Source organism: Ruegeria sp. BG3, from assembly GCF_056538485.1.
Genome location: NZ_JBQFTE010000012.1, coordinates 165,195 through 189,893 on the forward strand (window position 1 = coordinate 165,195; position 24,699 = coordinate 189,893).

At 59.7% G+C, this 24,699-nt stretch carries 24 protein-coding genes; 9 read left to right on the top strand and 15 right to left on the bottom strand.

All coding sequences use genetic code 11. From position 1 onward, the window contains the following. Nucleotides 1–20 precede the first annotated feature (20 nt). Nucleotides 21–1,016: a glycosyltransferase family 8 protein gene (locus ACR0AI_RS19035; RefSeq protein ID WP_480701437.1), complete on the top strand. Its 996-nt coding sequence runs from the start codon at nt 21–23 to the stop codon at nt 1,014–1,016. Nucleotides 1,017–1,028: 12 nt separating this feature from the next. On the opposite strand, the gene ACR0AI_RS19040 is transcribed toward ACR0AI_RS19035, so the two are convergent. Next, nucleotides 1,029–3,056, bottom strand: a complete 2,028-nt coding sequence (locus ACR0AI_RS19040; RefSeq protein WP_480676374.1) for a 2,4-dienoyl-CoA reductase FMN-binding domain-containing protein — start codon at nt 3,054–3,056, stop codon at nt 1,029–1,031. A 137-nt stretch (nt 3,057–3,193) separates the two neighbouring features. Between ACR0AI_RS19040 and ACR0AI_RS19045 the strand changes: the two genes are divergently transcribed. The 3 genes from ACR0AI_RS19045 to ACR0AI_RS19055 all read left to right on the top strand — a co-directional run bounded on the left by ACR0AI_RS19045 (nt 3,194) and on the right by ACR0AI_RS19055 (nt 6,036). After that, nucleotides 3,194–3,679, top strand: a complete 486-nt coding sequence (locus ACR0AI_RS19045) for an RNA pyrophosphohydrolase (protein ID WP_480676376.1) — start codon at nt 3,194–3,196, stop codon at nt 3,677–3,679. A gap of 66 nt (nt 3,680–3,745) precedes the next feature. Further along, entirely contained in the window at nt 3,746–5,119 is a 1,374-nt protein-coding gene (locus ACR0AI_RS19050) for a radical SAM protein (protein ID WP_480676378.1), read from the top strand. Then, a complete protein-coding gene (locus tag ACR0AI_RS19055) occupies nt 5,116–6,036 on the top strand; it encodes a DUF547 domain-containing protein (RefSeq protein ID WP_480676380.1) in 921 nt (306 codons plus the stop codon). Before ACR0AI_RS19050 ends, ACR0AI_RS19055 begins: the two co-directional genes overlap by 4 nt. On the opposite strand, the gene ACR0AI_RS19060 is transcribed toward ACR0AI_RS19055, so the two are convergent. Continuing rightward, entirely contained in the window at nt 5,969–6,958 is a 990-nt protein-coding gene (locus ACR0AI_RS19060) for an adenosine kinase (RefSeq protein WP_170767867.1), read from the bottom strand. The two genes, ACR0AI_RS19055 and ACR0AI_RS19060, sit on opposite strands and share 68 nt — an antisense overlap. After that, complete coding sequence (gene nth, locus ACR0AI_RS19065) at nt 6,955–7,599, bottom strand: endonuclease III (protein WP_209505105.1); 645 nt, start codon at nt 7,597–7,599, stop codon at nt 6,955–6,957. Before nth ends, ACR0AI_RS19060 begins: the two co-directional genes overlap by 4 nt. A 118-nt stretch (nt 7,600–7,717) precedes the next feature. Here nth and ACR0AI_RS19070 point away from each other — a divergent pair, with 118 nt between their 5' ends. Beyond that, entirely contained in the window at nt 7,718–8,560 is an 843-nt protein-coding gene (locus ACR0AI_RS19070) for a bifunctional helix-turn-helix domain-containing protein/methylated-DNA--[protein]-cysteine S-methyltransferase (RefSeq protein ID WP_170640480.1), read from the top strand. 177 nt (nt 8,561–8,737) lie between these two features. Next, entirely contained in the window at nt 8,738–9,172 is a 435-nt protein-coding gene (locus ACR0AI_RS19075) for a glyoxalase superfamily protein (RefSeq protein ID WP_480676382.1), read from the top strand. A gap of 55 nt (nt 9,173–9,227) precedes the next feature. On the opposite strand, the gene ACR0AI_RS19080 is transcribed toward ACR0AI_RS19075, so the two are convergent. Further along, complete coding sequence (locus ACR0AI_RS19080; RefSeq protein ID WP_480676384.1) at nt 9,228–10,667, bottom strand: aldehyde dehydrogenase family protein; 1,440 nt, start codon at nt 10,665–10,667, stop codon at nt 9,228–9,230. 203 nt (nt 10,668–10,870) lie between these two features. Here ACR0AI_RS19080 and ACR0AI_RS19085 point away from each other — a divergent pair, with 203 nt between their 5' ends. Next, nucleotides 10,871–11,521 (top strand): peroxiredoxin, encoded by a 651-nt coding sequence (locus ACR0AI_RS19085; protein WP_170459651.1) that lies wholly within the window; start codon nt 10,871–10,873, stop codon nt 11,519–11,521. A 68-nt stretch (nt 11,522–11,589) separates the two neighbouring features. On the opposite strand, the gene ACR0AI_RS19090 is transcribed toward ACR0AI_RS19085, so the two are convergent. The 4 genes from ACR0AI_RS19090 to pnp all read right to left on the bottom strand — a co-directional run bounded on the left by ACR0AI_RS19090 (nt 11,590) and on the right by pnp (nt 16,595). Further along, a complete protein-coding gene (locus ACR0AI_RS19090; RefSeq protein WP_480676386.1) occupies nt 11,590–12,321 on the bottom strand; it encodes a glycosyltransferase family 25 protein in 732 nt (243 codons plus the stop codon). A gap of 71 nt (nt 12,322–12,392) precedes the next feature. Further along, a complete protein-coding gene (locus ACR0AI_RS19095) occupies nt 12,393–13,082 on the bottom strand; it encodes an outer membrane protein (protein WP_480676388.1) in 690 nt (229 codons plus the stop codon). Nucleotides 13,083–13,267: 185 nt separating this feature from the next. Beyond that, entirely contained in the window at nt 13,268–14,272 is a 1,005-nt protein-coding gene (locus ACR0AI_RS19100; RefSeq protein ID WP_480676390.1) for a Hint domain-containing protein, read from the bottom strand. Between the two features lie 175 nt (nt 14,273–14,447). After that, nucleotides 14,448–16,595, bottom strand: coding sequence for a polyribonucleotide nucleotidyltransferase (gene pnp / locus ACR0AI_RS19105; RefSeq protein WP_480676392.1), 2,148 nt, complete (start codon nt 16,593–16,595; stop codon nt 14,448–14,450). A 426-nt stretch (nt 16,596–17,021) separates the two neighbouring features. On the opposite strand from pnp, the gene ACR0AI_RS19110 reads away from it, so the two are divergent. Beyond that, a complete protein-coding gene (locus ACR0AI_RS19110) occupies nt 17,022–18,623 on the top strand; it encodes a BCCT family transporter (RefSeq protein ID WP_170555456.1) in 1,602 nt (533 codons plus the stop codon). 108 nt (nt 18,624–18,731) lie between these two features. Here ACR0AI_RS19110 and rpsO read toward each other — a convergent pair whose 3' ends face one another. From rpsO to rbfA, 6 genes are all read right to left on the bottom strand, one after another. Beyond that, the gene (gene rpsO / locus ACR0AI_RS19115) at nt 18,732–19,001 is read right to left on the bottom strand and encodes a 30S ribosomal protein S15 (protein WP_170379357.1); all 270 of its coding nucleotides are present in this window, start codon (nt 18,999–19,001) and stop codon (nt 18,732–18,734) included. 143 nt (nt 19,002–19,144) lie between these two features. Beyond that, nucleotides 19,145–20,152 (bottom strand): calcium-binding protein, encoded by a 1,008-nt coding sequence (locus ACR0AI_RS19120; protein WP_480676394.1) that lies wholly within the window; start codon nt 20,150–20,152, stop codon nt 19,145–19,147. Between the two features lie 97 nt (nt 20,153–20,249). Beyond that, the gene (locus tag ACR0AI_RS19125; RefSeq protein ID WP_480676396.1) at nt 20,250–20,753 is read right to left on the bottom strand and encodes a DUF1643 domain-containing protein; all 504 of its coding nucleotides are present in this window, start codon (nt 20,751–20,753) and stop codon (nt 20,250–20,252) included. 21 nt (nt 20,754–20,774) lie between these two features. Then, nucleotides 20,775–21,680 (bottom strand): tRNA pseudouridine(55) synthase TruB, encoded by a 906-nt coding sequence (truB, locus tag ACR0AI_RS19130; RefSeq protein WP_480676397.1) that lies wholly within the window; start codon nt 21,678–21,680, stop codon nt 20,775–20,777. Between the two features lie 60 nt (nt 21,681–21,740). Further along, the gene (locus ACR0AI_RS19135) at nt 21,741–22,475 is read right to left on the bottom strand and encodes a phosphodiester glycosidase family protein (RefSeq protein ID WP_480676399.1); all 735 of its coding nucleotides are present in this window, start codon (nt 22,473–22,475) and stop codon (nt 21,741–21,743) included. After that, on the bottom strand, nt 22,472–22,867 hold the full coding sequence (rbfA, locus tag ACR0AI_RS19140; RefSeq protein WP_170379347.1) for a 30S ribosome-binding factor RbfA: 396 nt from the start codon (nt 22,865–22,867) through the stop codon (nt 22,472–22,474). Before rbfA ends, ACR0AI_RS19135 begins: the two co-directional genes overlap by 4 nt. 91 nt (nt 22,868–22,958) lie before the next feature. Here rbfA and dapB point away from each other — a divergent pair, with 91 nt between their 5' ends. Beyond that, a complete protein-coding gene (dapB, locus tag ACR0AI_RS19145; protein WP_480676401.1) occupies nt 22,959–23,768 on the top strand; it encodes a 4-hydroxy-tetrahydrodipicolinate reductase in 810 nt (269 codons plus the stop codon). Nucleotides 23,769–23,774: 6 nt separating this feature from the next. On the opposite strand, the gene ACR0AI_RS19150 is transcribed toward dapB, so the two are convergent. Continuing rightward, complete coding sequence (locus ACR0AI_RS19150) at nt 23,775–24,632, bottom strand: hypothetical protein (RefSeq protein WP_480676403.1); 858 nt, start codon at nt 24,630–24,632, stop codon at nt 23,775–23,777. Nucleotides 24,633–24,699 lie beyond the last annotated feature (67 nt).

Sequence of the window (24,699 nt, forward strand, 5' to 3'; positions counted from 1 at the left end):
TTTTGAGTTCGGCTAAGGGTTTGAAGTTCCTGCTCTTCGCTGCTATTCCTTCTCATCACATTGACGTGATCGAGGGGGGCGCGATGCAGGTGGTTTATGGCGTGAACAGGTCTTTTCTGTTCCCCGCTCTGCTTTCCGCATATTCCGCTGTCAAAAATGCCAGCAAGCCTTTGGATGTGACGATCTTCGGGCAGGATTTCACAGACGAAGACATCGCGATCATTGAACAGGCCAACCAATCCCTTGCGGGGGGGACGATTTCGTACCGGAAATTCGACCTCGATCACCTGCCAGGCTTTTCCGAGTACAAATCAAAGTTCCCTGCGATCACGATGCTGCCTTTGTTTCTGCCCCAGCTTTGCGAAAAGCGCTGCGTTTTTGTTGATGCGGACACTCTGGTTGTTTCGGATGTTTGGGAATTGCTGGACATGGACCTTGGAGGGCAGCCCTTTGCCGCTTGTGTGGATATGGGGTTGGTGACGCTTGGCGGAGGGGATTTTCTGCGCCCTTCCCTGCAGCAGATTTTCAGACCGGGGCGCGAGCATAAAAAATCGCTCAGTCGTGTGAGCAAGAGCATTCGGTTGGGGTTCATACCCGGCGAAGGGTATTTCAACGCCGGCATCATGGTCATGGACTGTTCAGCCATTCACGGCGATCGCGAATTGCGCGAGATTAGCGATTTCGAGAAGCTGGTGCCGCACATTCCCTACCTGCCCGAGCAGGACAGAATGAACCAACTGTTTCACGGTCGCTGGTTTCGCCTGCCTATTCAGTGGAACACGCGGCCTCAGATCTGGTTTGACGCGCACAGCCCGAAATACCGCAATATGTCCAAGGCGTTCCGCCAGCATCTGAGTGATGCAAGCAGGACTCCGAAAATCTGGCACTATGTCGGTGGCAAAAAGCCGTGGCGGGCGACGCGAATGGCGCGGTTGCTGTTCCATCGCGCCTATCGCGACTACGAAACCTACATGGCCCGGTTCGAGAAAGAGACAGGCCTAACCTTCACCATGTAGGCCTCAGTGCCTCTACATGGCTGCGGCTAGACGGGTGCCCTGATTGATGGCCCGTTTCGCGTCCAACTCAGCAGCGACATCCGCACCACCGATCACATGCGGCGTCATCCCGCGTTCGATCAGGGCGTCCGCAAGGCTGCGTTCGGACAGTTGACCGGAACACAGGACGATGGTGTCCGCAGCAATCACCGTCGGGTCGGCGCGCTCTTCACCAAAGCTGATATGCAGGCCGTCTTCGTCGATATGCTCGTAGTTCACGCCGCCCACGAAATTGACGTTTTTCATCTTCAACGTCGCGCGGTGAATCCAGCCGGTGGTCTTGCCCAAGCCTTTGCCATGCGCCTGTTTCTTGCGCTGCAGCAGAGTCACCTGACGTGCCGGGGCTGCAGGCTGAGGGCCTTCCGGTGCCAGACCCGAGCGGTGCTGCTCCGGATCAGTTACGCCCCATTCCTTCATCCAGGCTGGCAGGTCGGTGGTGGCGCTGTGGCCGTCCTCCAGCAGGAACTCGGACACGTCAAAGCCGATTCCGCCAGCACCGATCACGGCGACGGATTTGCCGACCTCTGCTTTCTCGCGCAGCACGTCGATATAGCTGATGACGTTGTCGCGGTCCTGACCGGGGATTTCCGGATCACGTGGGATAACGCCGGTGGCAATGACAACCTCGTCAAAGCCGGTCAGGTCGTCGGCGCTGACCTCGCGGTTCAGTTCCACCTTCACGCCCAGATCATCCATCATGGTCCGGTACCAATCGACCAGCCCCCAGAATTCCTCTTTCCCCGGCACCTGTTTCGCCATGTTCAACTGTCCGCCGATCTCCGAGGCGCGATCGAACAGCGTGACGTCATGGCCGCGCTGGGCGGCGGTCATGGCGGTAGACAGGCCGGCCGGCCCAGCGCCCACAATGGCAACGGTCTTGCGCGTCTCGGCCTTGCCAATGACCAGTTCGGTCTCATGGCAGGCACGTGGGTTGACCAGGCAAGAAGTTAGCTTTCCGCCGAACGTATGGTCCAGGCAGGCCTGGTTACAGGCGATACACGGCGCGATCTGCGCGGACTGACCGGCAATCGCCTTGTTGACGAAATCCGCGTCCGCCAGCATCGGACGCGCCAGCGAAACCATGTCGGCGCAGCCGGTCGACAGAACCTCTTCGGCGACCTCGGGCGTATTGATCCGGTTCGAGGTGATCACCGGGATGCCAACCTTACCCATCAGCTTTTTGGTCACCCAGGCAAAGGCGGCACGCGGAACGCTGGTTGCGATGGTGGGAATCCGAGCCTCGTGCCAGCCGATGCCGGTGTTGATGATCGTGGCGCCGGCTTGTTCGATCCGCTGTGCAAGTTCGACCACCTCTTCATGGGTCGAGCCATTTGGGACCAGATCGATCATCGACAGGCGGTAGATGATGATGAAATCAGTACCCACGGCCTCACGCGTGCGCCGCACGACCTCGATCGGCAGGCGCATACGGTTTTCATAGGAACCGCCCCAGCGATCCTCACGTTTGTTGGTGTGGGTCACGAGGAACTGGTTCAGGAAATACCCCTCGGAACCCATGATCTCTACCCCGTCATAGCCCGCCTTCTGGGCGTGGACCGCCGCATTCACGATGTCGCTGATCTGCTTCTCGATTCCGTCTTCGTCCAGCTCACTGGGCGGGAACGGAGAAATCGGGGATTTCACCGGGCTAGGCGCCACGCATTTGGGGCCATAGGCATAGCGTCCCGCATGCAGAATCTGCATCGCGATCTTGCCACCCGCCTCATGCACGCGGTCGGTCACGACCGAGTGGTTCGCCACGTCCTTGTCGGTGGTCATCATCGCCGCGCCCGGCAGGACAGACCCTTCGAGGTTCGGGCCAATCCCACCCGTCACCATCAGCGCCACGCCCCCGCGGGCACGATCCGCATAGAACTCGGCCACGCGGTTCCAGTCGCCGGTCTCTTCCAACCCGGTATGCATCGAGCCCATCAGCACGCGGTTCTTCAACGTGGTAAAGCCCAGGTCCAGCGGGGCCAACATGTTTGGGTACGCAGTCATGGCGAACTCTCCCTTCCGAAGTTGAGGAATAGATTGACGTTCGCGTAAACATTGTCACGCGAAACCTAACGTCATCCCCTTTGCGCCTGTCGCGCGGCTTGATAGAGAGGTCGCGAACCCTATCCAAGAGGCCTCGCATGACCCCGGAAGAGATCGCCAAACTGCCCTATCGCCCCTGTGTCGGGCTGATGCTGATGAATGCCGAGGGCAAGATCTTTGTCGGCCAGCGCAATGACCGCCACAAGGACGCGTGGCAGATGCCTCAGGGCGGGGTGGACAAGGGCGAGGACCCCCGCGACGCAGCGCTGCGCGAGCTGTGGGAAGAAACTGGTGTGACGGCTGATCTGGTCGAGGTTGTGGCCGAGACTGACGGCTGGCTGCCCTATGATCTGCCCCACGACATCGTTCCAAAAATCTGGAAAGGCCGTTATCGCGGGCAAGAGCAGAAGTGGTTTCTGCTGCGCTTCACCGGCCATGACGACCAGATCAATATTGCAACGGACCATCCCGAATTCACCAGCTGGAAATGGCAGGCCCCGGATCAACTGGTTGAAGAAATAGTGCCGTTCAAACGCGCGGTCTACGAACAGGTGATCGCGGGTTTTGCGGATCATCTGAGCTGATCACCAGCCTGCACGTTGCCGTGAGGGGGCGTGGTTCGGGTCAAGGCGTGCCTCTAGCTTGGGGGCATGAAAGACACCCTGCCAGACCCCATCACCATCAAACCTGCCGGACGGCGATTTCAGGGCTCGGACCAGCGCGCGCCTCTGCGTGAGGGATTGCGCGGATGCGGAGAGTTCGGCCCCTCTCAGACGGCGGGGCGTTTCTACCCGATGGCCTGTGTCGCGCTTGAGGTGACGCAGCGCTGCAATCTGGACTGCACGCTCTGCTACCTCTCTGACCGGGCCGAGATGACCTATGATCCTCCGCTCTCGGTCCTCTTCGCGCGGATTGCCACGATCCGCAGCCACTATGGCCGCGGCGTTTCCGTGCAATTGACCGGCGGCGACCCGACCCTGCGCAAGGTTGAGGACCTTGAGGCGCTTTGCCGCGAGATCAGGCGGCTGGGTATGCGCTCCTGCCTGATGACCAACGGCATCCGCGCCAGCCGGGCGATGCTGACGCGATTGGCCGCAGCGGGGCTGGATGACGTGGCCTTTCACGTGGACATGACGCAAGAGCGCAACGGGTTCACCTCCGAAATGGAGCTCAACCGCGTGCGCAAAGCCTATATAGACCGGGCGCGCGGTTTGGGGCTGCGTATTCTCTTCAACACAACCGTTTTTGGCGGCAACTTTGCTGAAATCCCCGCCTTGGCCCGCTTCCTGAGGGACCAGCCCGAGGTCGGTTTTGTTTCGTTCCAGATGCAGGCGGATACCGGGCGCGGCGTGTTGCGGGTGCGACCCGATGGAATCACGCAAGACAGCGTCATCCGCGCGGTCGAGCAAGGCTATGGCACGTCTTTACATTTTGACTCGGCAGCCGTCGGGCATTCCAGTTGCAACCGGTATAGCAGCGTAGTTTCGGCGGGGGGCAAGGCCGTGTCGTTGCTGTCGAACCAGCGCCTGGTGCAGCGGGTGATTGCGGCGCTTGAGGAGGTGGATGCAGGCCAAGACGCTCATATCCGCATCCGCCCGAGCGTGGGACGCCTGATCCGCCGCCATCCACTGCTGGCCCTTTGGGCGCTTGGCCATCTGGCGGGCTGCCTTTTGCGGCTGGGGTCGGGGGTGCTACGCGGACCGATACGGCGGCAGGCCGTGTTCATCCACAATTTCATGGCTGCGGATGCGTTAGAGGAGGACCGCTGCGCCTCCTGCGTGTTCATGGTTGCGACGGCCAACGGGCCGCTCTCCATGTGTGTCCACAACGCACAGCGCGATCAGCATCTGGCCGCGCCGGATCGAGTAGACAGCCCGATGGGCACCTATTGGTGGAACGCGGCGACGCGCGGCCTGTCGGCTCGCCCGGACTTGCCCGCGCTGAAAGACCCTAGGGTGGCCCCGCTGAAACGCCTCAAAGGGCAGTTGCGCGCTGCTCGTCAAAGCCGAAAGGATGCTTCATGAGACAGGTTCTGATCCTGATGCTGCTGCCGCTTCTGACCGCCTGCGCCAGTGTGGAGAGGCTGGCCTTGCCCGCCGCGACGCCCTTGCCCGACACGGCCCTGACCCGCGCCGCGCCCCCTCCGGGCGAAAGGGTGGATCATGGCGATTGGACCCGCTTTCTGACCCGCTACGTAGCCCCCGATGCGCGTGGAGTGAACCGGGTGGCTTATGGGCAGGTGAGCGCGGCAGATCGTGCGCTGCTGGATGATTATCTGACCGAGCTGCAGGCCGTTGACCCGGCCGATCTGACCCGCGATCAACAATTGGCCTATTGGATCAACCTCTACAATGCGCTGACGGTGGATGTGGTGCTTGAGGCGTACCCGGTCGCGTCGATCCGCGACATCAAGGATGGGCCGTTGTCGATCGGCCCATGGGGTCGCCCGTTGGCCGTGGTGTCGGGTCAGAACCTGACCCTCAACGACATCGAACACCGCATCATCCGACCAACTTTCAATGAGCGGCGCATTCACTACGCGCTGAATTGTGCCGCGGTCGGGTGCCCGAACCTGATGGCCCGCGCCTGGGAGGCCACGACGCTGGAACGCGATCTCGCCGCAGCCGAGCGCGCCTATGTCAACGATCCGCGCGGAGTGCAGTTCGATGATCAGGGGCGACTGATCGTGTCGAAAATCTACATCTGGTTCCGCGAGGATTTCGGGCCGAATGAACAGGCTGTGATCGCCTATCTTGAAACAGCAGCTGACCCGGAGCTGCAACAGCGCCTCAAACAGGCGCGACGTGTGAATGCCTATGAGTATGATTGGGCGTTGAACGATGCAGGGGTCGGCGCTGTCCCGGCTCAGCGCTTTACAGCAATCCTTCTTCCCGCAGCAGTTCTTGCAAGTTGGCTTCAGGGCGCGGACCGATATGGCTGATCACTTCGCGCGCGCAGACATTGCCGATCTTGGCGCAGGTCTCATAGTCGCGGCCAGTGGCCATGCCGTACAGGAACCCAGCAGCGAACTGATCACCTGCGCCGGTCGCATCCACGGGCACTACTTTTTCGACCGCAACATCGTGACGGGTGTCTCCGTTTAGAACCGTCACGCCGTCGCCCGAACGGGTGCAGACGACCAGTGGGCAGATTGCGGCGGTTTTGGCCAGTGCGTCCTCAAGATCCTCGGTTTCGAACAGCGATTTGATCTCAGCTTCGTTGCCAATCACGAAGTCCAGTTCATTCTCGATCAGCAAAAGGAAATCGACCCGGTGACGCTCGACGCAGAAAGGATCGGAAATGGCGATACCGGCCTTGCCGCCGCCTCTGTGACAGGCGCGCGCGGCCTCAAGAAACGCGGCTTTGCCCTTTTCTTTGTCGAACAGATACCCCTCGAGGAACATGATCTGGCTGTTCCCGGCAACCTCGTCCGAGACGTCCTGAGACGACAGCTCCGAAGAAATCCCCAGATAGGTGTTCATCGACCGCTCACCATCGGGCGAGACAAAGATCATCGAACGTGACGTTGGCAGTTCGCCACCCGGCACAGGCGGGTTCACGAAATCCACGCCGTCTTCGTTCATCGCATCGGCATAGAAGCGACCCAGCGCGTCATCATGTACGCGGCCAATGAAGGCAGCATCCAGACCGAGCGCACCCGCGCCCGCAATGGTGTTTGCGACTGAGCCGCCCGGTGTTTGCACCCGACCTTCCATCGAGGCATAGAGCACTTCGCCGCGCTCCTGCTCGATCAGTTGCATGATGCCTTTTTCGATGCCCATCAGTTCCAGGAAACTGTCATCGGCTTGGGAAATCACGTCGACGACGGCATTTCCGATGCCGGTCAGTTGGTAGGTTTTCATAGGGTCTTGTCCTCGAATTGACAGAGATCACGGATGATACAGGTCGGGCATTGCGGCTTGCGCGCCTTGCAGTGGTAGCGCCCGTGCAGGATCAGCCAGTGATGTGCATGGAGTTGAAAGTCGGCTGGAATATTGTCCTCGATGGCGCGCTCGACGGCGTCTACGTCCTTGCCGGGACAGATACCGGTGCGATTGCCGACGCGGAAGATATGCGTATCCACCGCTTGCGCCGGTTGCCGCCACCACATGTTCAGAACCACATTGGCCGTCTTGCGCCCGACACCGGGCAGGGATTGCAACGCGGCGCGGGAATTGGGAACCTCGCCGCCATAGTCCTCGACCAAAATGCGGCTGAGCTTGATGACGTTCTTGGCCTTCTGGCGGAACAGTCCGATGGTTTTGATGTGCTCGATCAGGCCCTCTTCGCCCAGATCCAGCATCTTTTGCGGAGTGTCTGCGATCTTGAACAGCTCACGCGTGGCTTTGTTGACGCCCGCATCGGTCGCCTGCGCCGAAAGCGCCACTGCCACGACCAGAGTGTAGACGTTCACATGCTCCAGCTCGCCCTTGGGTTCCGGGTCGGCCTCTTGAAAGCGCGTAAAGATCTCGCGGATCGTGTGATAATCGAGTTGCTTTGCCATCCGAGCCTTAATGCCGCCCAAGGGCCAATGACACAAGCCCAAAGCCAATGCGCAAGTTCCGGGTCGCGGGAGCGTGAGCTGCGCGTTATGGTTCAGATCAATAGATGAGGTGAAAGCCATGAACGTCCAGACGCCCGAAAGCGGATACCACTACAACGTCATGCGCCGCGCGATCGAGTTGATTGATCAGGGTGGCGAAACCCTCAGCCTTGAAGAACTGGCCAGCCAGATGGGCATGAGTCCCGCCCATTTCCAGCGCCTGTTCTCGCGCTGGACCGGGGTGTCGCCAAAACGGTACCAGCAATATCTGACACTGGGTCATGCCAAGGCCCTACTGCGGGAACGGTTCACCACGCTGGAGACTGCCCATAACGTCGGCCTGTCCGGCAGCGGTCGCCTGCATGATCTATTCCTGAAATGGGAATCCATGAGCCCCGGTGAGTACGCCCGCAAAGGCGCGGGGCTGACGGTCTACTGGGGGTGGTTCGATTGTCCTTTCGGGCCAGCGTTGGTCATGGGGACCGACAAGGGCATCTGCGGCATAGCGTTTGGTGCCGAAACCGGCGAGGCCGCCGCGATGGAGGATATGACCGCGCGCTGGCCCAAGGCCAATTTCGTCGAGGATACCGAAAAGCTGCGTCCTTGGGTCGAAGCCTCCTTTGGCGCGGACCGGTCCGAGACACCACTTCATCTGATCGGCTCACCCCTGCAGATCAAGGTGTGGGAGGCGCTGATGCATATACCTTCGGGTCAGGTTACAACCTATTCGGAAATCGCGCAGCGGGTGGGGTCGCCTCAGGCGGTGCGCGCTGTGGGGACAGCGGTTGGGCGCAATCCGGTCAGCTGGTTGATCCCCTGCCACCGGGCCTTGCGCAAGTCGGGCGGTCTGGGCGGATACCACTGGGGTCTGCCGGTGAAGCGCGCGATGCTGGCCTACGAGGCCGCGCAGGCGGATGCCTAATTGACTCTGCAACCAACTAGTGCATAAGGACGGGCAAGGTTTGGGTCCCCTGCCGTTCGCGGCCTTTGGCTTTGGTGAAACCCTGAATAAGAACATCTGTTGCCACTTTCACGGCGCGCGGATGGCAATGCGAACTCCGTCCTGATTTCGCGCCCGTTCAAGGAAACGAGGCACATGATGACGACACAAAAAACGATCCCACCAGTGGACGAGTTGAAAGCGCAAGCCAAGCGCTTGCGTGAAGACCTGCGCGCCAAAGATGTGACCCTGTCGCATAGCGAGGCGTTGGAAATACTGGCCCATCAATATGGCGTTCGGGATTGGAATACGCTGCACGCGCAAGCCGGAAACCGCATGCACCTGCGTGTCGGAGATCGCGTCGAAGGGCGATATCTGGGGCAGCCGTTCTCAGCAGAAATACGCGGCATGACCCTGTTGGGCGACGGATCCAACCGCAGGGTTACGCTGCATTTTGAAACGCCCGTCGATGTGGTGCAGTTCGAGAGCTTTTCCTCGTACCGCCAACGTGTAACCGGGGTGATCGGTTGGGATGGACGTTCAGCACAAAGGACGTCTGACGGGCAACCCCAACTGGTTGTGCGTCCCGCCTAAAAAAGGGTGAGGCTCTGCCCGAGCCTCACCAAACTTTCTGGATCAGGCCATATGGCTATTCTGCTGCCCAGCCGCCGACGGCTTTGATCTCGAGGAAGTCTTCCAGACCAAATACTCCGCCTTCGCGGCCGTTGCCGGATTGCTTCATGCCGCCGAACGGAGAGCCCGCGCTGCGCGACTGGCCGTTCATCTCAACCATCCCGGACCGCAGTACCCGCGCCATACGGTTGGCGCGCGTGCCATCCTGTGTCTGGACATAGTTGGTCAGGCCATAGGGCGTGTCATTGGCGATCTCGACGGCTTCTTCCTCGGTGTCGAAGGGGATCATGGTCAGGACTGGGCCGAAGATCTCTTGCCGCGCAATGGTCATCTGGTTGTTGGCATCGGCAAACACCGTGGGGCGCACGTAGTAGCCCTTGTTCAACCCCTCGGGCCGCCCGGTGCCGCCCGCGACCAGACGCGCGCCTTCATCGATACCGGCTTGGATCAGGTCCTGAATCTTGGTCCACTGAAGCTCATTTACAACGGGGCCGATATGGCGGCCTTCCTCCGTGGCCGGGCCGACCGTGACAGCGTTGGCCACTTCGGCTGCGGTTTCCACGGCCTTGTCGTAAATCGGGCGCTGCACCAGCATCCGGCTGGGAGCATTACAGCTTTGGCCGGTGTTGTTCATCATGTGCAGCACACCGCGTTTCACGGCCTTCTCATCCGCGTCCTCAAAGATCACGTTGGCGCCTTTGCCGCCCAGTTCCAGATGCACCTTCTTAAGCGTATCAGCAGCGCTTTTCGAGATCGCGGTGCCCGCACGGGTCGAGCCGGTGAAGCTGATCATGTCCACATCCGGATGCGCAGAGAGTTGCGAACCAACGCCCACGCCATCACCGTTCACCAGGTTGAATACTCCGGGTGGGAAACCGGCCTCGTCCATCAGCTCGGCAAAGATCATCGCATTCAAGGGGCTCTGCTCGGACGGTTTCAGAACCATCGTGCAGCCCGCTATGGCCGCCGCGCCGACCTTGAGGGTGATCTGGTTCATCGGCCAGTTCCACGGCGTGATCAGACCGGCGACGCCCACGGCTTCATAGATGATACGATCATTGGGGGCGTGATCGCCCAGAGGGCGCTCGAATTCAAACGCCTTGGCGGCGCGGATGAAGTTCTTGAGGTGATAGATCCCGGCACCGGATTGAGCCGTGCGCGACATGTCGATCGGCGCACCCATCTCAAGCGACATGGCCTGCGCCAGGTCCTCGGACCGGGTCATGTAGAGGTCGGTCAGCTTTTCGACCAGGGCGATACGCTCTTGGACCGGAGTGGCCATCCAGCCAGGCAAGGCCGCTTTGGCCGCGGCAACGGCGGCGTCAGTGTCGGCCTGAGCGCCGAGGGAGATCACCGCGCAGGGTTCCTCGGTCGAGGGGTTGATTACCTCGAAATCATTCGCCTCAGATGGAGCAACCCATTGACCGTTAATGTAGAAATCGCGTTTTTCGATCATGGCGTATCCTCCGGGCCGTGATGTCAAAGACTGGTTTTGCCGCACAGTCTGTCATTCGCTCTGAGGCGCGGCAAGGGGGTAATTTGATCAAATTTGTTTGGCGACTTCCCGGAAAAAGACTTTTGCGGAAGGTTTAACTCTGGCGCAAAGTGGTTAGGTTCACAGCATTCGACTCGGTCAGTAACCAAAGAAGGAGTTGCACCATGGGTTTGCGTATCAACGACACGGTCCCGAATTTCACCGCAGAGACGGATCAGGGCACCATTCAGTTTCACGATTGGATTGGTGACAGCTGGGCGATCCTGTTCTCGCATCCCAAGGACTTCACCCCGGTCTGCACCACCGAGTTTTCGGCAGTGGCCCAGCTGAACGACGAATGGGCGGCGCGCAATACCAAGGTGATCGGTGTTTCGGTCGACGGGGTCGAGGACCACAAGAAGTGGAAGAAAGACATCGAAGCCTATGGCAAGGCCAACCCCGGTTTCCCGATCATTGCAGATGACGGGCTGGCGGTGTCCAAGGCCTTTGACATGCTGCCCGCCGAGGCCTACCTGCCCGACGGTCGCACCCCTGCGGATAGCGCCACTGTGCGTTCGGTTTTCATCATCGGACCCGACAAGCAGTTGAAACTGTCGATGACCTATCCGATGACCGTGGGCCGGAACTTTGCCGAGATCCTGCGGGCGCTGGACGGATTGCAGATGTCGTCCAAGGGTGTTGCGACGCCCGCCAACTGGGTGCCGGGTGAGGATGTGATCATCCCGCCGACCGTTTCGAATGAAGACGCCAAAGCGAAGTTTGGTGAGTTCGAGACGATCTTCCCCTATCTTCGCAAGACCAAGGCTCCGTCCTGATTTGGGTCGGGTCAGGGGGGCTGTCTGCCCCCCATCGCGCCTGAGCGCGATTCCCCCCGAGGATATTTTCAGCCAGATGAAGCAGGCGGGCGCTGCGGGTGCAGGTGGAGCTGTGCTCGGTAAGCGGCGCGTTTGACTTCGCGGGTCAGTTTGTCTGAGAAGGGTGGTTTCGTCTGGATGGTTGAGCCGCCGATATCGCGAGCCACTTCGCGGTTGCCGCTGCCCAGAAGGGCATGGATTGGCTGACCGGTGATCCAGTGCATTTGCAGGAATGTGTCAACGGGGCGGTCGATTTGATCGGTCGCCTTCAGGAGCCTTTTGGCGGCGTTGCGGCCCACCATCTGGCAGACGCATTGCAGGCCGATCACTTTGGGCAGGATAAGGCTCAGGCCATTCTCTTCTGCCAATGTTTGGGCCGCGACTTCGCGTTGTTTGACAGGGATTCGGATATAGTGATCGGGGGTGGCGATGGCGTGCAGCATTTTGATTGCCTGGACCATTTTGTCCGGATCGACGCGCAGGTCATCCTCGGTGATGATGGCCAGGTCGATCTCTTCATCCACCAGTTTTTGCCAGAGACGCCGATGGCTCTGGAACACTCCTATTTCCGCGGGGCGCAGGTCGAACGGGTAGTTTGGTTTGTGCAGGTTGCCGGGATGCAGACGGACATCCGCGATCTGGTCCGGGTCGCGCCCGTTGGTTGCCTCGAAGAGTTCGGCATTCGGCAGGTCCTTGCACAGCTGGTCTGCGTTGGCGCGGCGAACCGTGCTGGAGGACATATGGATGATGAAAGATCGCATGCCCCCGTGCATAGAACACGTGGGCATGCGGGGGAAGCGAAACCGGAGAAAAACGCCTCCCCCAAGCGGGTTTAGAAACTGTAGCGCAGGCCGAAGTTCAGGCTGAACGTGTCCAGATCATCCTCTACCGTGCCGGTGAGGGCTCCGTTTGGGGCCAGACGTTCGGACGAGACGTCAAAGGCGCGGGAATAGCGCGCGTCGACGGTGAAGGCGGTGTTGGCGTTGATATCGTAGGCGACACCGGCGATCAGTTGGGCGGCAAAGTTGGTGTCGCTGTCGTCCAGCTCGACCCCCGGCCCGTAGGCGAAGTTGATATCCGAATACGTAGCCCCCAGACCAAAGCCCGCATATGGGGTCAGCGGACCGGATTGTTTGAAGTCAAACAGGATATTGGCAAAAAGCGAGGTCTGCGTGATGTCGCCCGTGACGTTGGCCTCGGCCGCAGGGCCATTGCCCGAGAAGTTCACGCCATCCACGTCATTGTCCCGGTAGGACAGCTCTAGCTCGATCCGCGTGCCGATGCTGTCGTTTGACCATTGGGGGATCTCTTTGCCGAAAGCGATGCCCAACCCGTAACCGGCGTCGAAATCTGTGTCGACGGATTGAGAGCTACCGCCGATGCTGCCCGAGAAATCCGTGTCCTGCAGTTGGCTGTAGCCAACGAAGCCCTGGATATAAGCACCGTCGGTCACGCTCTGCGCTGCTACAGCGGATGCCCCGAGTGTCAGTGCCGCCGTGGCAAGAATAAGTCGCGTAGCCATGTTCGTGTCCTTTGTTCCACATTGCGTATGGCGCAGATGTGGGCAGAACGTGGCCAAAGGGAAGCCCACGGGCTTTCACTTCGGATCACAGCAATTTGGAGGGGCGTGACCGAATAATTTTGCAATGGACGGCTGTGTTTTGTTGCAGCAGTCACAGCTTGTAAAACGTTGTTCTTCACGTCGGTTCAGGCCGAAACTGTTCCCATTTCGGGCAGAGCTCGCGGAACGGTCAAATCTGCCTGTAGAATACGGGCTTCAAAAGCTTTCATGACCGGAAGCGCGGTGTTCCCGTAGCATCCCGCATCCACGAACAACTCTGGAAATAGCTCACACAACTCGCGTTTCACCGCAGGGGCGAGAGCGCACATTGTTGTGTCACCGGGGAAAAAGGACTCAGACCAAACGCCTTCGACATTCACCAATTCGTGTTGGTCGAAAAGTAGATGAATATACACAACCTCGTTTTCTGGTGACATGTGGCGAATGTGTGTGCCGTCTACAAGGGCTTTGGCTGGGGCAAGCATCATGGAGTTGAAGAAGTGAACCTCCATCAGGTCGGATGTCACGGCGATCCTGTGTTGCGGCGATACCTTCAAGTCGCGCGACGGAAGCCCATTTGCGAAGTGGTTCATTGGAATACAGACTGGGCACAAATGCGGTGCTTCGGCCAATTCATCCGGGGATAGGCGGCGGAACCCAATCCACCTGACGGGCGCGGCGCGACCCTGGGCCGTCAGAACCATGTCGCCATGCTTAAGTGTCTCGATCCGGCGGTCTCCCTCTGGGGTCTTGATCAGCGCCCCTTCGGTGAAACACACGAACGAGGGCAGTGTTTCGTATTCTGAAGGTGGTGCTGTTATGATCGAGTTGTTGGTGTTTTCAATCGTGTCGCCGACCTCTACCTCGCCTGAAGTGACGACAATGTACTGTGGGTTGAAAAACTGCAGCAGAGTAAAGGTAACAGGGTCTCCGCCCACGTCGCCGCTATAGGTTTCAAAGACCTGGAAGTTTGTCGAGTTTCCAATGAAACCCGGTACTGCGCTGACATCTAGCTGCAGTCCGCCATCCGCGTCTGGGTCTTCCAGTTCGTCGTCATTGTCGACGATGGCAACCTGAAATGCGGCCAGAACGACGACATCTGAACTGCCGAGCGGGTCAACGTCTATCTCGTAAATCGTAATAAACTTCATGTTGGGCGTGCCCTAAATAAATGAAGAGAATTCGAAGTTACGCTGAAGGGTACACGCTATAGGAGAGTTTTGATAGTTATTAGTTGTTTGGCCTTGTCGGGAGTGCCCGCGGCATCCCCCCCAAAAAAAAGACCCCGGACAATGCCGGGGTCTTTCTGGTTTAGAAAGGGGCAGATTACTCTGCGTCTTCTTTCTTTTCTTTCTTCTCGGGAACGATCTCTTCGCCGGTTTCCTGATCGACGACTTTCATCGACAGGCGGACCTTGCCGCGATCGTCGAAGCCCAGCAGTTTGACCTTTACTTCCTGACCTTCCTTCAGAACGTCCGACGGATGGTTCAGGCGGCGGTTTTCGATCTGGGACACGTGGACCAGACCGTCGCGCTTGCCAAAGAAGTTCACGAAGGCACCGAAATCGACGATCTTGACCACTTTACCGGTGTAGATCTGACCTTCTTCCGGCTCGGCCACGATCGAATAGATCATGTCATAGGCCTTCTGGATCGATTCACCGTCCGGCGAGGCGATCTTGATGACGCCGTCGTCGTTGATGTCGACCTTGGCACCCGAAACCTCAACGATTTCGCGGATGACCTTACCGCCCGAACCGATCACTTCGCGGATCTTGTCGGTTGGGATGTTCATGGTCTCGATGCGCGGGGCGTGGACCGAGAATTCGTTGGTCTCGGACAGAGCTTTGCCCATCTCGCTCAGGATGTGCATCCGACCGTCTTTGGCCTGTGCCAGAGCGGTCTCCATGATCTGCGGTGTGATGCCTGCGACCTTGATGTCCATCTGCAGCGAGGTGATGCCGTTCTCGGTCCCTGCCACTTTGAAGTCCATGTCGCCCAGGTGGTCTTCGTCACCCAGGATGTCAGTCAGAACAGCGTATTCGCCGTCATCTTCCAGGATAAGACCCATGGCAACACCGGCAACCGGTGCTTTCAGCGGAACACCCGCATCCATCATCGACAGCGAACCGCCACAGACCGAGGCCATTGACGAGGATCCGTTCGATTCAGTGATCTCCGACACCACGCGAACGGTGTAGGGGAAGTCGGTCGGCGCAGGCAGAACCGCCTGCAGCGCGCGCCATGCCAGCTTGCCGTGACCGATCTCACGACGGCCGGGCGAACCCACGCGACCCACTTCACCAACCGAATACGGAGGGAAGTTGTAGTGCAGCAGGAAGTTCGATTTGAAGTTGCCATGCAATGCGTCGATGAACTGCTCATCGTCACCAGTGCCCAGCGTGGTCACGGCCAGTGCCTGAGTTTCACCACGGGTGAACAGGGCGGAACCGTGCGTACGCGGCAGCAGCGAGGTTTCGGCTTCGATGGCACGAACATCGGTGGTCGAACGACCGTCGATGCGCTTGCCGCCTTTGACGACGTCACCGCGCAGAATGCCAGCTTCCAGCTTTTTCATTGCCGAGCCGAGGTTCGCGTCTTCCAGCTGTTCCTCGGTCAGCGCTTCTTTGATCGCTTCGCGGGCCGCGGCAACAGCGGCAGTGCGCTCTTGCTTGTCGGTGATCGCGAAGGCGGCGCGCATCTGCTCTTCACCGGCAGCGGCAACAGCGGCGTACAGCTCCGAGTAATCGGGGGCGACGAATTCAAACGGCTCTTTTGCGGTTTCTTCGGCCAGATCAATGATCAGGTCAAGAACCGGCTGAATTTGCTCATGAGCGAAGTTCACGGCGCCCAGCATTTCAGCCTCGGACAATTCGTAAGCTTCCGATTCCACCATCATCACGGCGTTTTTGGTGCCGGCAACAACGAGGTCCAGACGCTGTTCAGGGTTCAGGCGCAGGTCCTGCATGTCGTCCACGGTCGGGTTCAGGATGTATTCGCCATCCACGAAACCAACGCGGGCACCGGCGATCGGGCCCATGAACGGCGCGCCGGAAATGGTCAGAGCAGCGGATGCCGCGATCATCGCAACGATGTCGGGGTCGTTGACCAGATCGTGGCTCAGCACGGTGCACATCACTAGAACTTCGTTTTTGAAGCCGTCAACGAACAGCGGGCGGATCGGACGGTCGATCAGACGCGCGGTCAGCGTCTCTTTCTCGGTCGGGCGCGCCTCGCGCTTGAAGAAGCCACCCGGAACTTTACCGGCGGCGTAGTATTTCTCTTGGTAGTGGACGGTCAGCGGGAAAAAATCCTGACCGGGCTTTTGTTGCTTGGCAAAGGTCACGTTGGCCATGACGCTGGTTTCGCCCAGCGTGGCAATCACGGTGCCGTCCGCCTGACGGGCAACCTTGCCGGTTTCCAGTGTCAGCGTCTCTTCGCCCCACTGCATAGATTTCTTAGTTACATCAAACATATGCGTATCCTAGAACGGAGCACTCCCGCCCCTGCGGGTCTCCGGTTTGCATGGCGGCCCCATTGCCGCCGACCCCACTTTATCTTCCATTCGAGTGCCGGGGTCAGGGCACAACGTCTCAGATACCCGCGCGCATACATGAGAATGCGTTGAAAGGAAAGGGGAACCGCTTCGATTGGCAGAAACGTGCAGACTGGTATTTCAGCACCCTGCGCAGCGCCATTTTTGAGGCTGTGAAACGTCAGTTCCCAAGGGGCGTAAGATTCAAAAAAATGAATGAGTTTTGAAAAAACTGTATGCAGTGTAGACTGTTACCACTGAACCCACGGTCGAAGAGACGGGAATACGCCAAGGGGGTAACATACTCATAACCGTCAGCCGGCCGACTACCTTGGCGTTTGCAGCTTGCGAGCAAAGGGGCAAAGTATGGCTCAAACCAAGAAAATGCTGGATCCGGATCCGCGGATCTACGATTTCGAAACCGAGTATGAATTGGGTCAGGACAATGTCCGGCCATTCGGTTTGGATATCCACAACCCGGTCTTCCTGATCTCGAGTATTTTGATCTTTGCGTTCGTTTTGATCGCATTGGCCAACCAAGAGGCCGCGGCTGCCTTTTTTGGCTGGCTCAGACCATGGCTCACCAGCACATTTGACTGGTTCCTGGTCCTGTCAGTTAACGCCATCACCCTGTTCTGTCTGGTTCTGATCGTTCTGCCTGTCGGCAAAGTCAGGATCGGCGGTAAGGACGCCAAGCCTGACTATTCCTATGCCGGATGGATCGCGATGATGTTCGCCGCCGGTATTGGTATCGGTCTGCTATTTTTCGGCGTGATGGAGCCGGTTTACTATAACTTTGCCGAAGGTGGGAACGCCCGGCCCCTGGGTATCGACATCGCAGTGCCCGGCAATGAGTATATTGGTATCGTTGGCACGATCCACCATTGGGGTCTTGAAGGCTGGGCGGTATATGCCGCCGTTGGTCTGAGCCTTGCGATCTTTGCCTACAACCTTGACCTGCCTCTGACTTTGCGCTCGGCCTTCTATCCGCTTCTGGGTGAGCGTGTTTGGGGCTGGTGGGGTCATCTCATCGACACGCTGGCGGTGTTTGCCACGCTGTTCGGTCTGACGACCTCTCTGGGTCTTGGGGCGCAGCAAGTTGCTGCTGGGTTGTACGAGGTGTTCGGTATCGAGCCTAGCCCAACTGTCACCGTCCTGCTGATCATCGGCATCACGCTGATCGCGCTGGGCTCGGTCCTGCTGGGTATGGATGCGGGCGTGAAACGGCTGAGTGAGATCAACATGATCATGGCCGTTGGTCTGTTCCTTTTCGTCATCATTGTCACCGGTGTGGGTACAGCCATTTCGCGGTATTTCAACGTGATGGTGGACTACGTGACCCATCTACCGGCACTGTCCAATCCATTCGGGCGAGAAGACACCAGCTATTTCCATGGCTGGACGACCTTCTACTGGGCCTGGTGGATCGCGTGGTCGCCCTTTGTGGGCATGTTCATCGCCCGCATTTCCAAGGGCCGCACGGTGCGTGAGTTCATCCTCTGTGCGCTTCTGGCCCCCACGGCGGTTTGCGCCCTGTGGATGTCGACCTTCGGCGGCGCCGCTATCGACATGCTGAACGCAGGCGGAGCCGAAGGCGTGCGCGCCACCGTGATCGACAGCTATGCCCCCGAAGGCGCCTTGTTCGGCTTCCTAAAGGAACTGCCGCTCTACGGCATCATCGCGCCGATCGCCCTGATATTGATCGTCGTGTTCTTTGTGACCTCGTCGGATTCAGGCTCGTTGGTGATTGATACGATTACCGCCGGAGGCAAGATGGACGCGCCGGTGATCCAACGGGTGTTCTGGTGTACGCTCGAGGGTCTGGTGGCGATTGCTCTGCTCTTGGGCGGCGGTCTTGCGGCTCTGCAAGGCGCGGCAGTGTCGACAGGCATCCCGTTCACACTGGTGGTTCTGATGATGTGCTATTGCCTGTGGCTGGCATTGAAATCGGAAAAAGCCAAGATGTAGCAGCGTATCTTGTATGTAGGGCCTTCCAGCCCTGGCTACATGGCAACACCAAAAAAAACGCCCGCTGTTTAGGCGGGCGTTTTGATATCAGCGTGATCAGCTCTGATCTTAGCGGCGGATGCCCAGCTTTTTGATCAGGTCCTGATAGCGTGCTTCTTCCTTACCCTTCAGGTAGTCCAGCAGCTTACGGCGCTGGGCGACCATTTTGAGCAGACCGCGACGACCGTGGTTGTCTTTCTTGTGGGTCTTGAAGTGCTCGGTCAGGGTGGTGATGCGCGAGGTCAGGATGGCAACCTGGACTTCAGGCGAACCGGTGTCGCCCTCTTTGGTGCCGAATTCTTTCATGACGCGTGCTTTTTCAGCGGCAGTAATCGACATCGGGGTCTCCTTCAAAGGTTAGAGTTAATGGCGCAGGCCGGGATGTCGTCCAGCACAGGCCCATGGAGAAAACCGCACCGATTCCGATGCGGATGGGCGCGTATAGGCGCTTTTGACGTGAATGGCAAAGGGATTCTGACGGCTCAGCCAGCGGGCAGGTATTCCGCCAACTCGGCCTCGGTCAGGAGATGAATGTCGTCCACCGTCAACCCGTCGGCCCCGAACAGATGCGCGACCTCGTGGCCGTTGAGGCTGACGCGGGTCAGGTTCTCATTCTCGGGGTCCTGTTCGATGTCGATCTCGGGTGGGTCCTGATCTTCCCAGGTGATCAGCAGGCGGTCCTCACCGGGTTGAAAGCCCATCACGGTGACTTCGGAATTCTCCGTGTCGGCGATGATGTCATCCGCGCCTGCGCCTCCGGTCGCGACGTCGCCGTCTTTGGCCAGGATCGTGTCCTCTCCCGCGCCGCCGTTCAGATAATCGGTCTCGCCGTTGTCCTCATCGCCCAGCAATAGGTCGTCGCCATTGCCGCCGAAGAGGACATCCTCGCCCGCGCCGCCAGTTAGAGTGTCATTGCCATAGCCGCCGTGCAGGGCATCATTGCCTTCGCCGCCGTTCAGATCATCGTCGCCCTGCCCGCCATACAGCGCGTCGTTGCCTTCTCCACCCTGCAAATGGTCCTCGCCGAAATGACCATATAGCCTGTCATCGCCCTCATCCCCGAGCAGGCTGTCATCGTCTGCCTCGCCATGCAGAAGGTCATCGCCCTGACCGCCGGACAGGGTGTCCTGACCCTCAGCACCGTGAATCACATCGTCTCCATAGCCGCCCATGATGTGGTCATAGCCGCCATAGCCGTTGATCTGGTCCGTGCCGCCTTGCCCGGTTATGACATCGGCGTTGTCGCTTCCGGCGATCACCAGATCGCCTTGATGTTCCGAGATCACTTTACCGCCGGTGGTCGTGTCGTCGCTATCCTGCGGAGGCTCGACGCTTTCGCCCACGTCAAGGAACTCACCTTCGCTGATTTCGGTCTGGCTTTCGTCTTCCGCGCCTTCGTCCTGTTCATCTTCGTCTTCGATGAACGCATCCCCAATGGCGTATGCCGCGCCGCCGACGGCGGCCAATCCGATCAACCCGGCCAGAAACATATCGAACCCTCCGAAAGAAATGAGACGCCTTGGAGGCACTGTCCCATTCGAACGGTTCATCGGTCAAAGCATAGCTGGCCGAGTGGTTAACCCTTTGTCACCAGGGTTCGGGCTGTTGGGTATAGGCGATGTAAAGCGGATGTTTGGGGTGCCCGGCTTTGGACAGGCCCAGATGAAACAGAGGTTGCCCGGTGCCGCGCAGCAGCGCCTCAACCGCGGGGCCGCGGTTCAGATGTGCGCCGTGGGTGCCCCAGGCGGCAATGACCTGATCGGCCCATTGGGCGCCCTCCAGAATGGTCGCGTCGTTTGCCGGACCGACCGGATCAGCAGCGGCGCGCATCTTGCGCGGATCGGTGTCGCGCCAGGCAAAGATGTTGGTGACCTGAAACGCCCCGAACCCCAGCGCCCGTGCGCGGCGTTCGCAGCGTTCGACCGTCGGGTCGTTCTGCACCTCGGTCGCGGTTGACGGGTTCAGCATCACAAACAGCGCCTTGCGCCCCGCCGGATCCCAAACACGGGTCAGGCTGTATCGGTACTTCTCGCAATCCGAGTAAACGGCGGTCGAGGGCGCATCGCCCTTGGTATGCGTTCGGGTAATCATGCCCTTCGCCTAACACAGGGCTCAGGCGACGAACACCCGGCTTGGGTGCAGCTCGCCGGATTTGTAGATGCCCACCGCCACAGCCTTGCCGTCCAGCGAGGCCCAGGCTTCATCGCCGTATTCCACGTCCGAGGCCAGAACCATGCCCGGATTTCCGTTGCGCAGACGGGTGGCGCCTTCGGGGGTGCATTTCAGCTCGGGCAGGTCCGAAAGGCCGGTTTCCAGTGGGTGTAGGTATTCGTCCAGCGCGGTGGTCTTGGCCATCTCGTCGATCTGTTCGATGGACAACCCATCTTCGGCCTCAAAAGGGCCGGACCAGATGCGCCGGAGTTCCTTGACGTGGCCGTGGCATCCCAAAGCCTCACCCAGATCCCGCGCGATCGAGCGGACATATCCGCCTTTGCCACAGGTCATCTCCAGCACCACATGGTCTTCGTCAGGGCGGTCAACGAGGATCAGTTCTTCGACCCAGAGGGGGCGGGCGGACAGCTCTACCTCTTCGCCGTCGCGGGCCAGCTTATAGGCGCGTTGCCCGTCGATCTTCACGGCCGAGAACTTAGGCGGCACCTGCATGATATCCCCCAGAAACGGGGCGAGCGCCAGTTTGATATCCGCGTCCGAAGGGCGCGCATCGCTTTGCGCAATCACTTCGCCCTCAGCATCGTCCGTGTTGGTCGCCTGACCCAAACGCACGGTGAAAGTGTAGGCTTTCAGCGCATCGGTGATGTATGGAACGGTTTTGGTCGCCTCACCCAAAGCCACGGCCAGAACGCCGGTCGCCTCAGGGTCCAGAGTACCCGCATGGCCCGCTTTCTTGGCGTCCATCGCCCAACGCACCTTGTTGACCACTGCGGTCGAGGTCATGCCCGCAGGCTTGTCCACCACCAGCCAACCGGAAATGTCGCGGCCCTTGCGTTTGCGTCCCATCTTGCACCTTGCCTTTTGCTAAGGCGCGCGGGTTAGCGGATCGTTTTACCGCTGTCAAACTCACGGCGCGTCTTCGACGACGCCTACGATTGGCCCCAGTGAGAACCCGATATCCGACCGGTTGCTGGCGCGCTCATACATGCGCGAGATATTTCCATCGAGGAACAGCGCATTCGGCGTTTCCAGCACGTCTCGGAACAGCCTGCCGAATTCATGAAAGGTCACGTAATCCTCAGAGATCGCAAAGACCGTGCGCGTGCCATCGGCACTGGTGCCCACACCGTTGCGAATGTAGCGCGAGGTCGAATCAGGCAGGAACCGGGGGTGCAGTTCGCCGTCGATCACCAGCATCGGGCCAGATTGGGTTGCAAATCGGCACTGCGGGGCCTGATCGACGAAGGAGAGTGTCTCGAACACGTCGGCTCGGCTTTCACGAATGCAGAACACCCCGTTGGGCAGTAATCCGAAATTGCCGGGCCCGGCATTCGGGATCACGCGCATCTGTTCCTGCCCATCTTCGACATAATGCCCGACGGGCGAGCGGTCGTCGTGGTACATGCCCGCATTCATCGCAAAGGCCAGCCGTTTGCCTTCGGGCGCGAGCGTGTCGTTCACCGATGAGAAATGCCCAAGCAGATCGCCTTCGTCATCGTTCAGAAACAGGCGTATGTCTTCCGAGGCATCGACCTCGCAGACCGTATACCGCTTGTCCTCATGGATCAGCTTCTCACAGGTGACCGCATGGGCCTGCGCGGCCCAGAGAACCGCGCCTATTGTTACGAATGCCCGGATCACTCGTCCAGATCGCGGCGCACCGCGTCCTGTTCGAACATACGGCGGGTGTCGTCCAGACGGTCAAACGTGTCATCCAGACGGAACCGCAAATCGGGTGAGAATTTCAGGTTCAGCTTTTTGCCGATCATGCGCCGTAGTTCGCCTTTGTTGCGAGCGAGCAGGTCGATCACATCCTCTTGGCCTTTGCCACCCAGCGGCAGCACATAGGCGGTGGCGATCTTAAGATCGGGCGAGGTGCGGACCTCACCCACGGTGATCGACATACGGTTCAGGTCGGGGTCGTGGACATCTCCGCGCGCCAGAACTTCGGACAGGGTGCGGCGGATCAGTTCGCCGACACGCAGTTGCCGTTGGGACGGGCCGGGGCCATCGTGGAATTTGTTCTTTGCCATACCGACGATCTAAGCCCTAACCGAGCCTTTGCCAAGCGGGCGCGAACCGGGTAGGAGGCTTTGAGCCGACTTAGCGAAAAGGACCAGCGCAATGACCCATATTCCGGGGATCGTCATCACAGGGGCTTCGGGCCGTATGGGGCAGATGCTGATCAAGACCGTGACTGACAGCGATCAGGCGCGTCTTGTCGGTGTGGTCGAACGCGCGGGCCACGATTGGATCGGTCAGGATGTAGGCACGGCCATGGGTGGCCAGGCGCTGGGCGTTACTGTGACAGACGATCCGCTGGAGGCGTTCGCACAGGCGCAGGCCGTGATCGACTTCACCGCGCCCGAAGCGACGCTGGAGTTTGCTGCTTTGGCTGCGCAGGCGCGGTGTGTGCATGTGATCGGTACCACCGGTATGACGGACGAGCAAATCGCGGCACTGGAACCGGCCTCCCGCCACGCGGTGATCGTGCGGGCGGGGAATATGAGCCTCGGCGTCAATCTGCTGGTGCAACTGACCAAAAAAGTCGCCGCCGCGCTGGATGAGGATTTCGATATCGAGATCATCGAAGGCCACCACCATCACAAGGTCGATGCGCCCTCGGGCACTGCGCTGATGCTGGGTGAAGCCGCTGCCGAGGGGCGTGGTGTCAAGCTGCCGGATGTGGCCGACCGGGGCCGCGATGGCATCACCGGCGCCCGTAAACGCGGAGACATAGGCTTCCACGCCATTCGCGGCGGAGACATCGTGGGCGAACATGACGTCCTGTTCGCCGCGCCCGGAGAGCGTATTGTCCTGCGCCATCTGGCCACCGACCGCGCCATATTTGCCCGCGGCGCGCTGAAGGCGGCGCTGTGGGGGCAGGGGAAGGCTCCGGGCCAGTACGACATGGTCGACGTATTGGGGCTGTAGACCCCGTCACCGAAAGGCAGTCAGGCCAGGTGGTGCCGGACCGTCCTGTCCAATCTGAGCGAACAGCGCCCCCAGCCGTTGGTCCCAGCTTGGGTATTGGCCTGTCAGAGCATAGGTCAGCCTCTCGGCCCCAATGGAAATGCCCAAGGGCGCGGCGTCTCCGGCGACTATGATCTCTCCGATCTCGGTCCAATCCGCCGACGGAGGATATGCGCTGGGCGCCGGGTCATCCGAGTTCGTCAGGCGGTAGTAGACGCCCATGGTCACGATATACGCATCACCGAACGGATCGGGGAAGAAAAAGCCCGAGGCATCGCGCGCCTCCAGGGCCTCGGCCTCATCGCGCAGCAGGACCTTTTCTGCGAAGGGCAGGCCCAGTTCGTCCAGCACCGGCCGCATGCCATCGGCTTGAGGGACGCTTACAAAGGCGATTCGGGCGGGGTCGAGGCCGAAGTCTTCGGTCAGAAGCTGCATCATCAGACGGGTGGTGACCTGCCCGTCTGCCGCCGCAGGGTGGCAGCCGACCTCGTGAAACAGCGGCAGCACATCCGGGCGTGATCTCTCGTCCACATCGGCAACGCGCGCCAGAGGCTGGATGACAAACGCACCGGAGGGCAGAACCGACTGATCGAAATCATGCCGCAGGCCGCCGTTGTATTCATCCCTACCGGAGACAATCGGCAAAGACGGTGCTTCGGTGAACCCAAGCTGGGCGAAGCTGGTTCTGAGTTGGGCAAGCGTTTCGGCCAGAGCCTGTTCGAACGCCTCATTCCGGTCCGCCGCCGCAAGCGTCACGCGCGGCAGAAGCGTTCCGACCGCTGCTGCGGTTCCCAACTGGACAACTCTGCGTCTGTTCAAACCCACGTGAGGCCTCCCGTACCTATTGGATACGGAGCAAGCCTAACACAGATACTTCGGACAAAGGTTAAGG

What these genes read in the sequence shown, in the direction of transcription:
- ACR0AI_RS19085 (WP_170459651.1), top strand. Translation starts at nt 10,871, where the DNA reads ATGGGTTTGCGTATCAACGACACGGTCCCGAATTTCACCGCAGAGACG.
- ACR0AI_RS19125 (WP_480676396.1), bottom strand. Translation starts at nt 20,753, where the DNA reads ATGATTACCCGAACGCATACCAAGGGCGATGCGCCCTCGACCGCCGTT.
- pnp (WP_480676392.1), bottom strand. Translation starts at nt 16,595, where the DNA reads ATGTTTGATGTAACTAAGAAATCTATGCAGTGGGGCGAAGAGACGCTG.
- ACR0AI_RS19080 (WP_480676384.1), bottom strand. Translation starts at nt 10,667, where the DNA reads ATGATCGAAAAACGCGATTTCTACATTAACGGTCAATGGGTTGCTCCA.
- truB (WP_480676397.1), bottom strand. Translation starts at nt 21,680, where the DNA reads ATGGGACGCAAACGCAAGGGCCGCGACATTTCCGGTTGGCTGGTGGTG.
- rpsO (WP_170379357.1), bottom strand. Translation starts at nt 19,001, where the DNA reads ATGTCGATTACTGCCGCTGAAAAAGCACGCGTCATGAAAGAATTCGGC.
- ACR0AI_RS19095 (WP_480676388.1), bottom strand. Translation starts at nt 13,082, where the DNA reads ATGGCTACGCGACTTATTCTTGCCACGGCGGCACTGACACTCGGGGCA.
- ACR0AI_RS19045 (WP_480676376.1), top strand. Translation starts at nt 3,194, where the DNA reads ATGACCCCGGAAGAGATCGCCAAACTGCCCTATCGCCCCTGTGTCGGG.
- ACR0AI_RS19100 (WP_480676390.1), bottom strand. Translation starts at nt 14,272, where the DNA reads ATGAAGTTTATTACGATTTACGAGATAGACGTTGACCCGCTCGGCAGT.
- ACR0AI_RS19070 (WP_170640480.1), top strand. Translation starts at nt 7,718, where the DNA reads ATGAACGTCCAGACGCCCGAAAGCGGATACCACTACAACGTCATGCGC.
- rbfA (WP_170379347.1), bottom strand. Translation starts at nt 22,867, where the DNA reads ATGGCAAAGAACAAATTCCACGATGGCCCCGGCCCGTCCCAACGGCAA.
- ACR0AI_RS19075 (WP_480676382.1), top strand. Translation starts at nt 8,738, where the DNA reads ATGACGACACAAAAAACGATCCCACCAGTGGACGAGTTGAAAGCGCAA.
- dapB (WP_480676401.1), top strand. Translation starts at nt 22,959, where the DNA reads ATGACCCATATTCCGGGGATCGTCATCACAGGGGCTTCGGGCCGTATG.
- ACR0AI_RS19110 (WP_170555456.1), top strand. Translation starts at nt 17,022, where the DNA reads ATGGCTCAAACCAAGAAAATGCTGGATCCGGATCCGCGGATCTACGAT.
- nth (WP_209505105.1), bottom strand. Translation starts at nt 7,599, where the DNA reads ATGGCAAAGCAACTCGATTATCACACGATCCGCGAGATCTTTACGCGC.
- ACR0AI_RS19050 (WP_480676378.1), top strand. Translation starts at nt 3,746, where the DNA reads ATGAAAGACACCCTGCCAGACCCCATCACCATCAAACCTGCCGGACGG.
- ACR0AI_RS19120 (WP_480676394.1), bottom strand. Translation starts at nt 20,152, where the DNA reads ATGTTTCTGGCCGGGTTGATCGGATTGGCCGCCGTCGGCGGCGCGGCA.
- ACR0AI_RS19090 (WP_480676386.1), bottom strand. Translation starts at nt 12,321, where the DNA reads ATGCGATCTTTCATCATCCATATGTCCTCCAGCACGGTTCGCCGCGCC.
- ACR0AI_RS19060 (WP_170767867.1), bottom strand. Translation starts at nt 6,958, where the DNA reads ATGAAAACCTACCAACTGACCGGCATCGGAAATGCCGTCGTCGACGTG.
- ACR0AI_RS19055 (WP_480676380.1), top strand. Translation starts at nt 5,116, where the DNA reads ATGAGACAGGTTCTGATCCTGATGCTGCTGCCGCTTCTGACCGCCTGC.
- ACR0AI_RS19040 (WP_480676374.1), bottom strand. Translation starts at nt 3,056, where the DNA reads ATGACTGCGTACCCAAACATGTTGGCCCCGCTGGACCTGGGCTTTACC.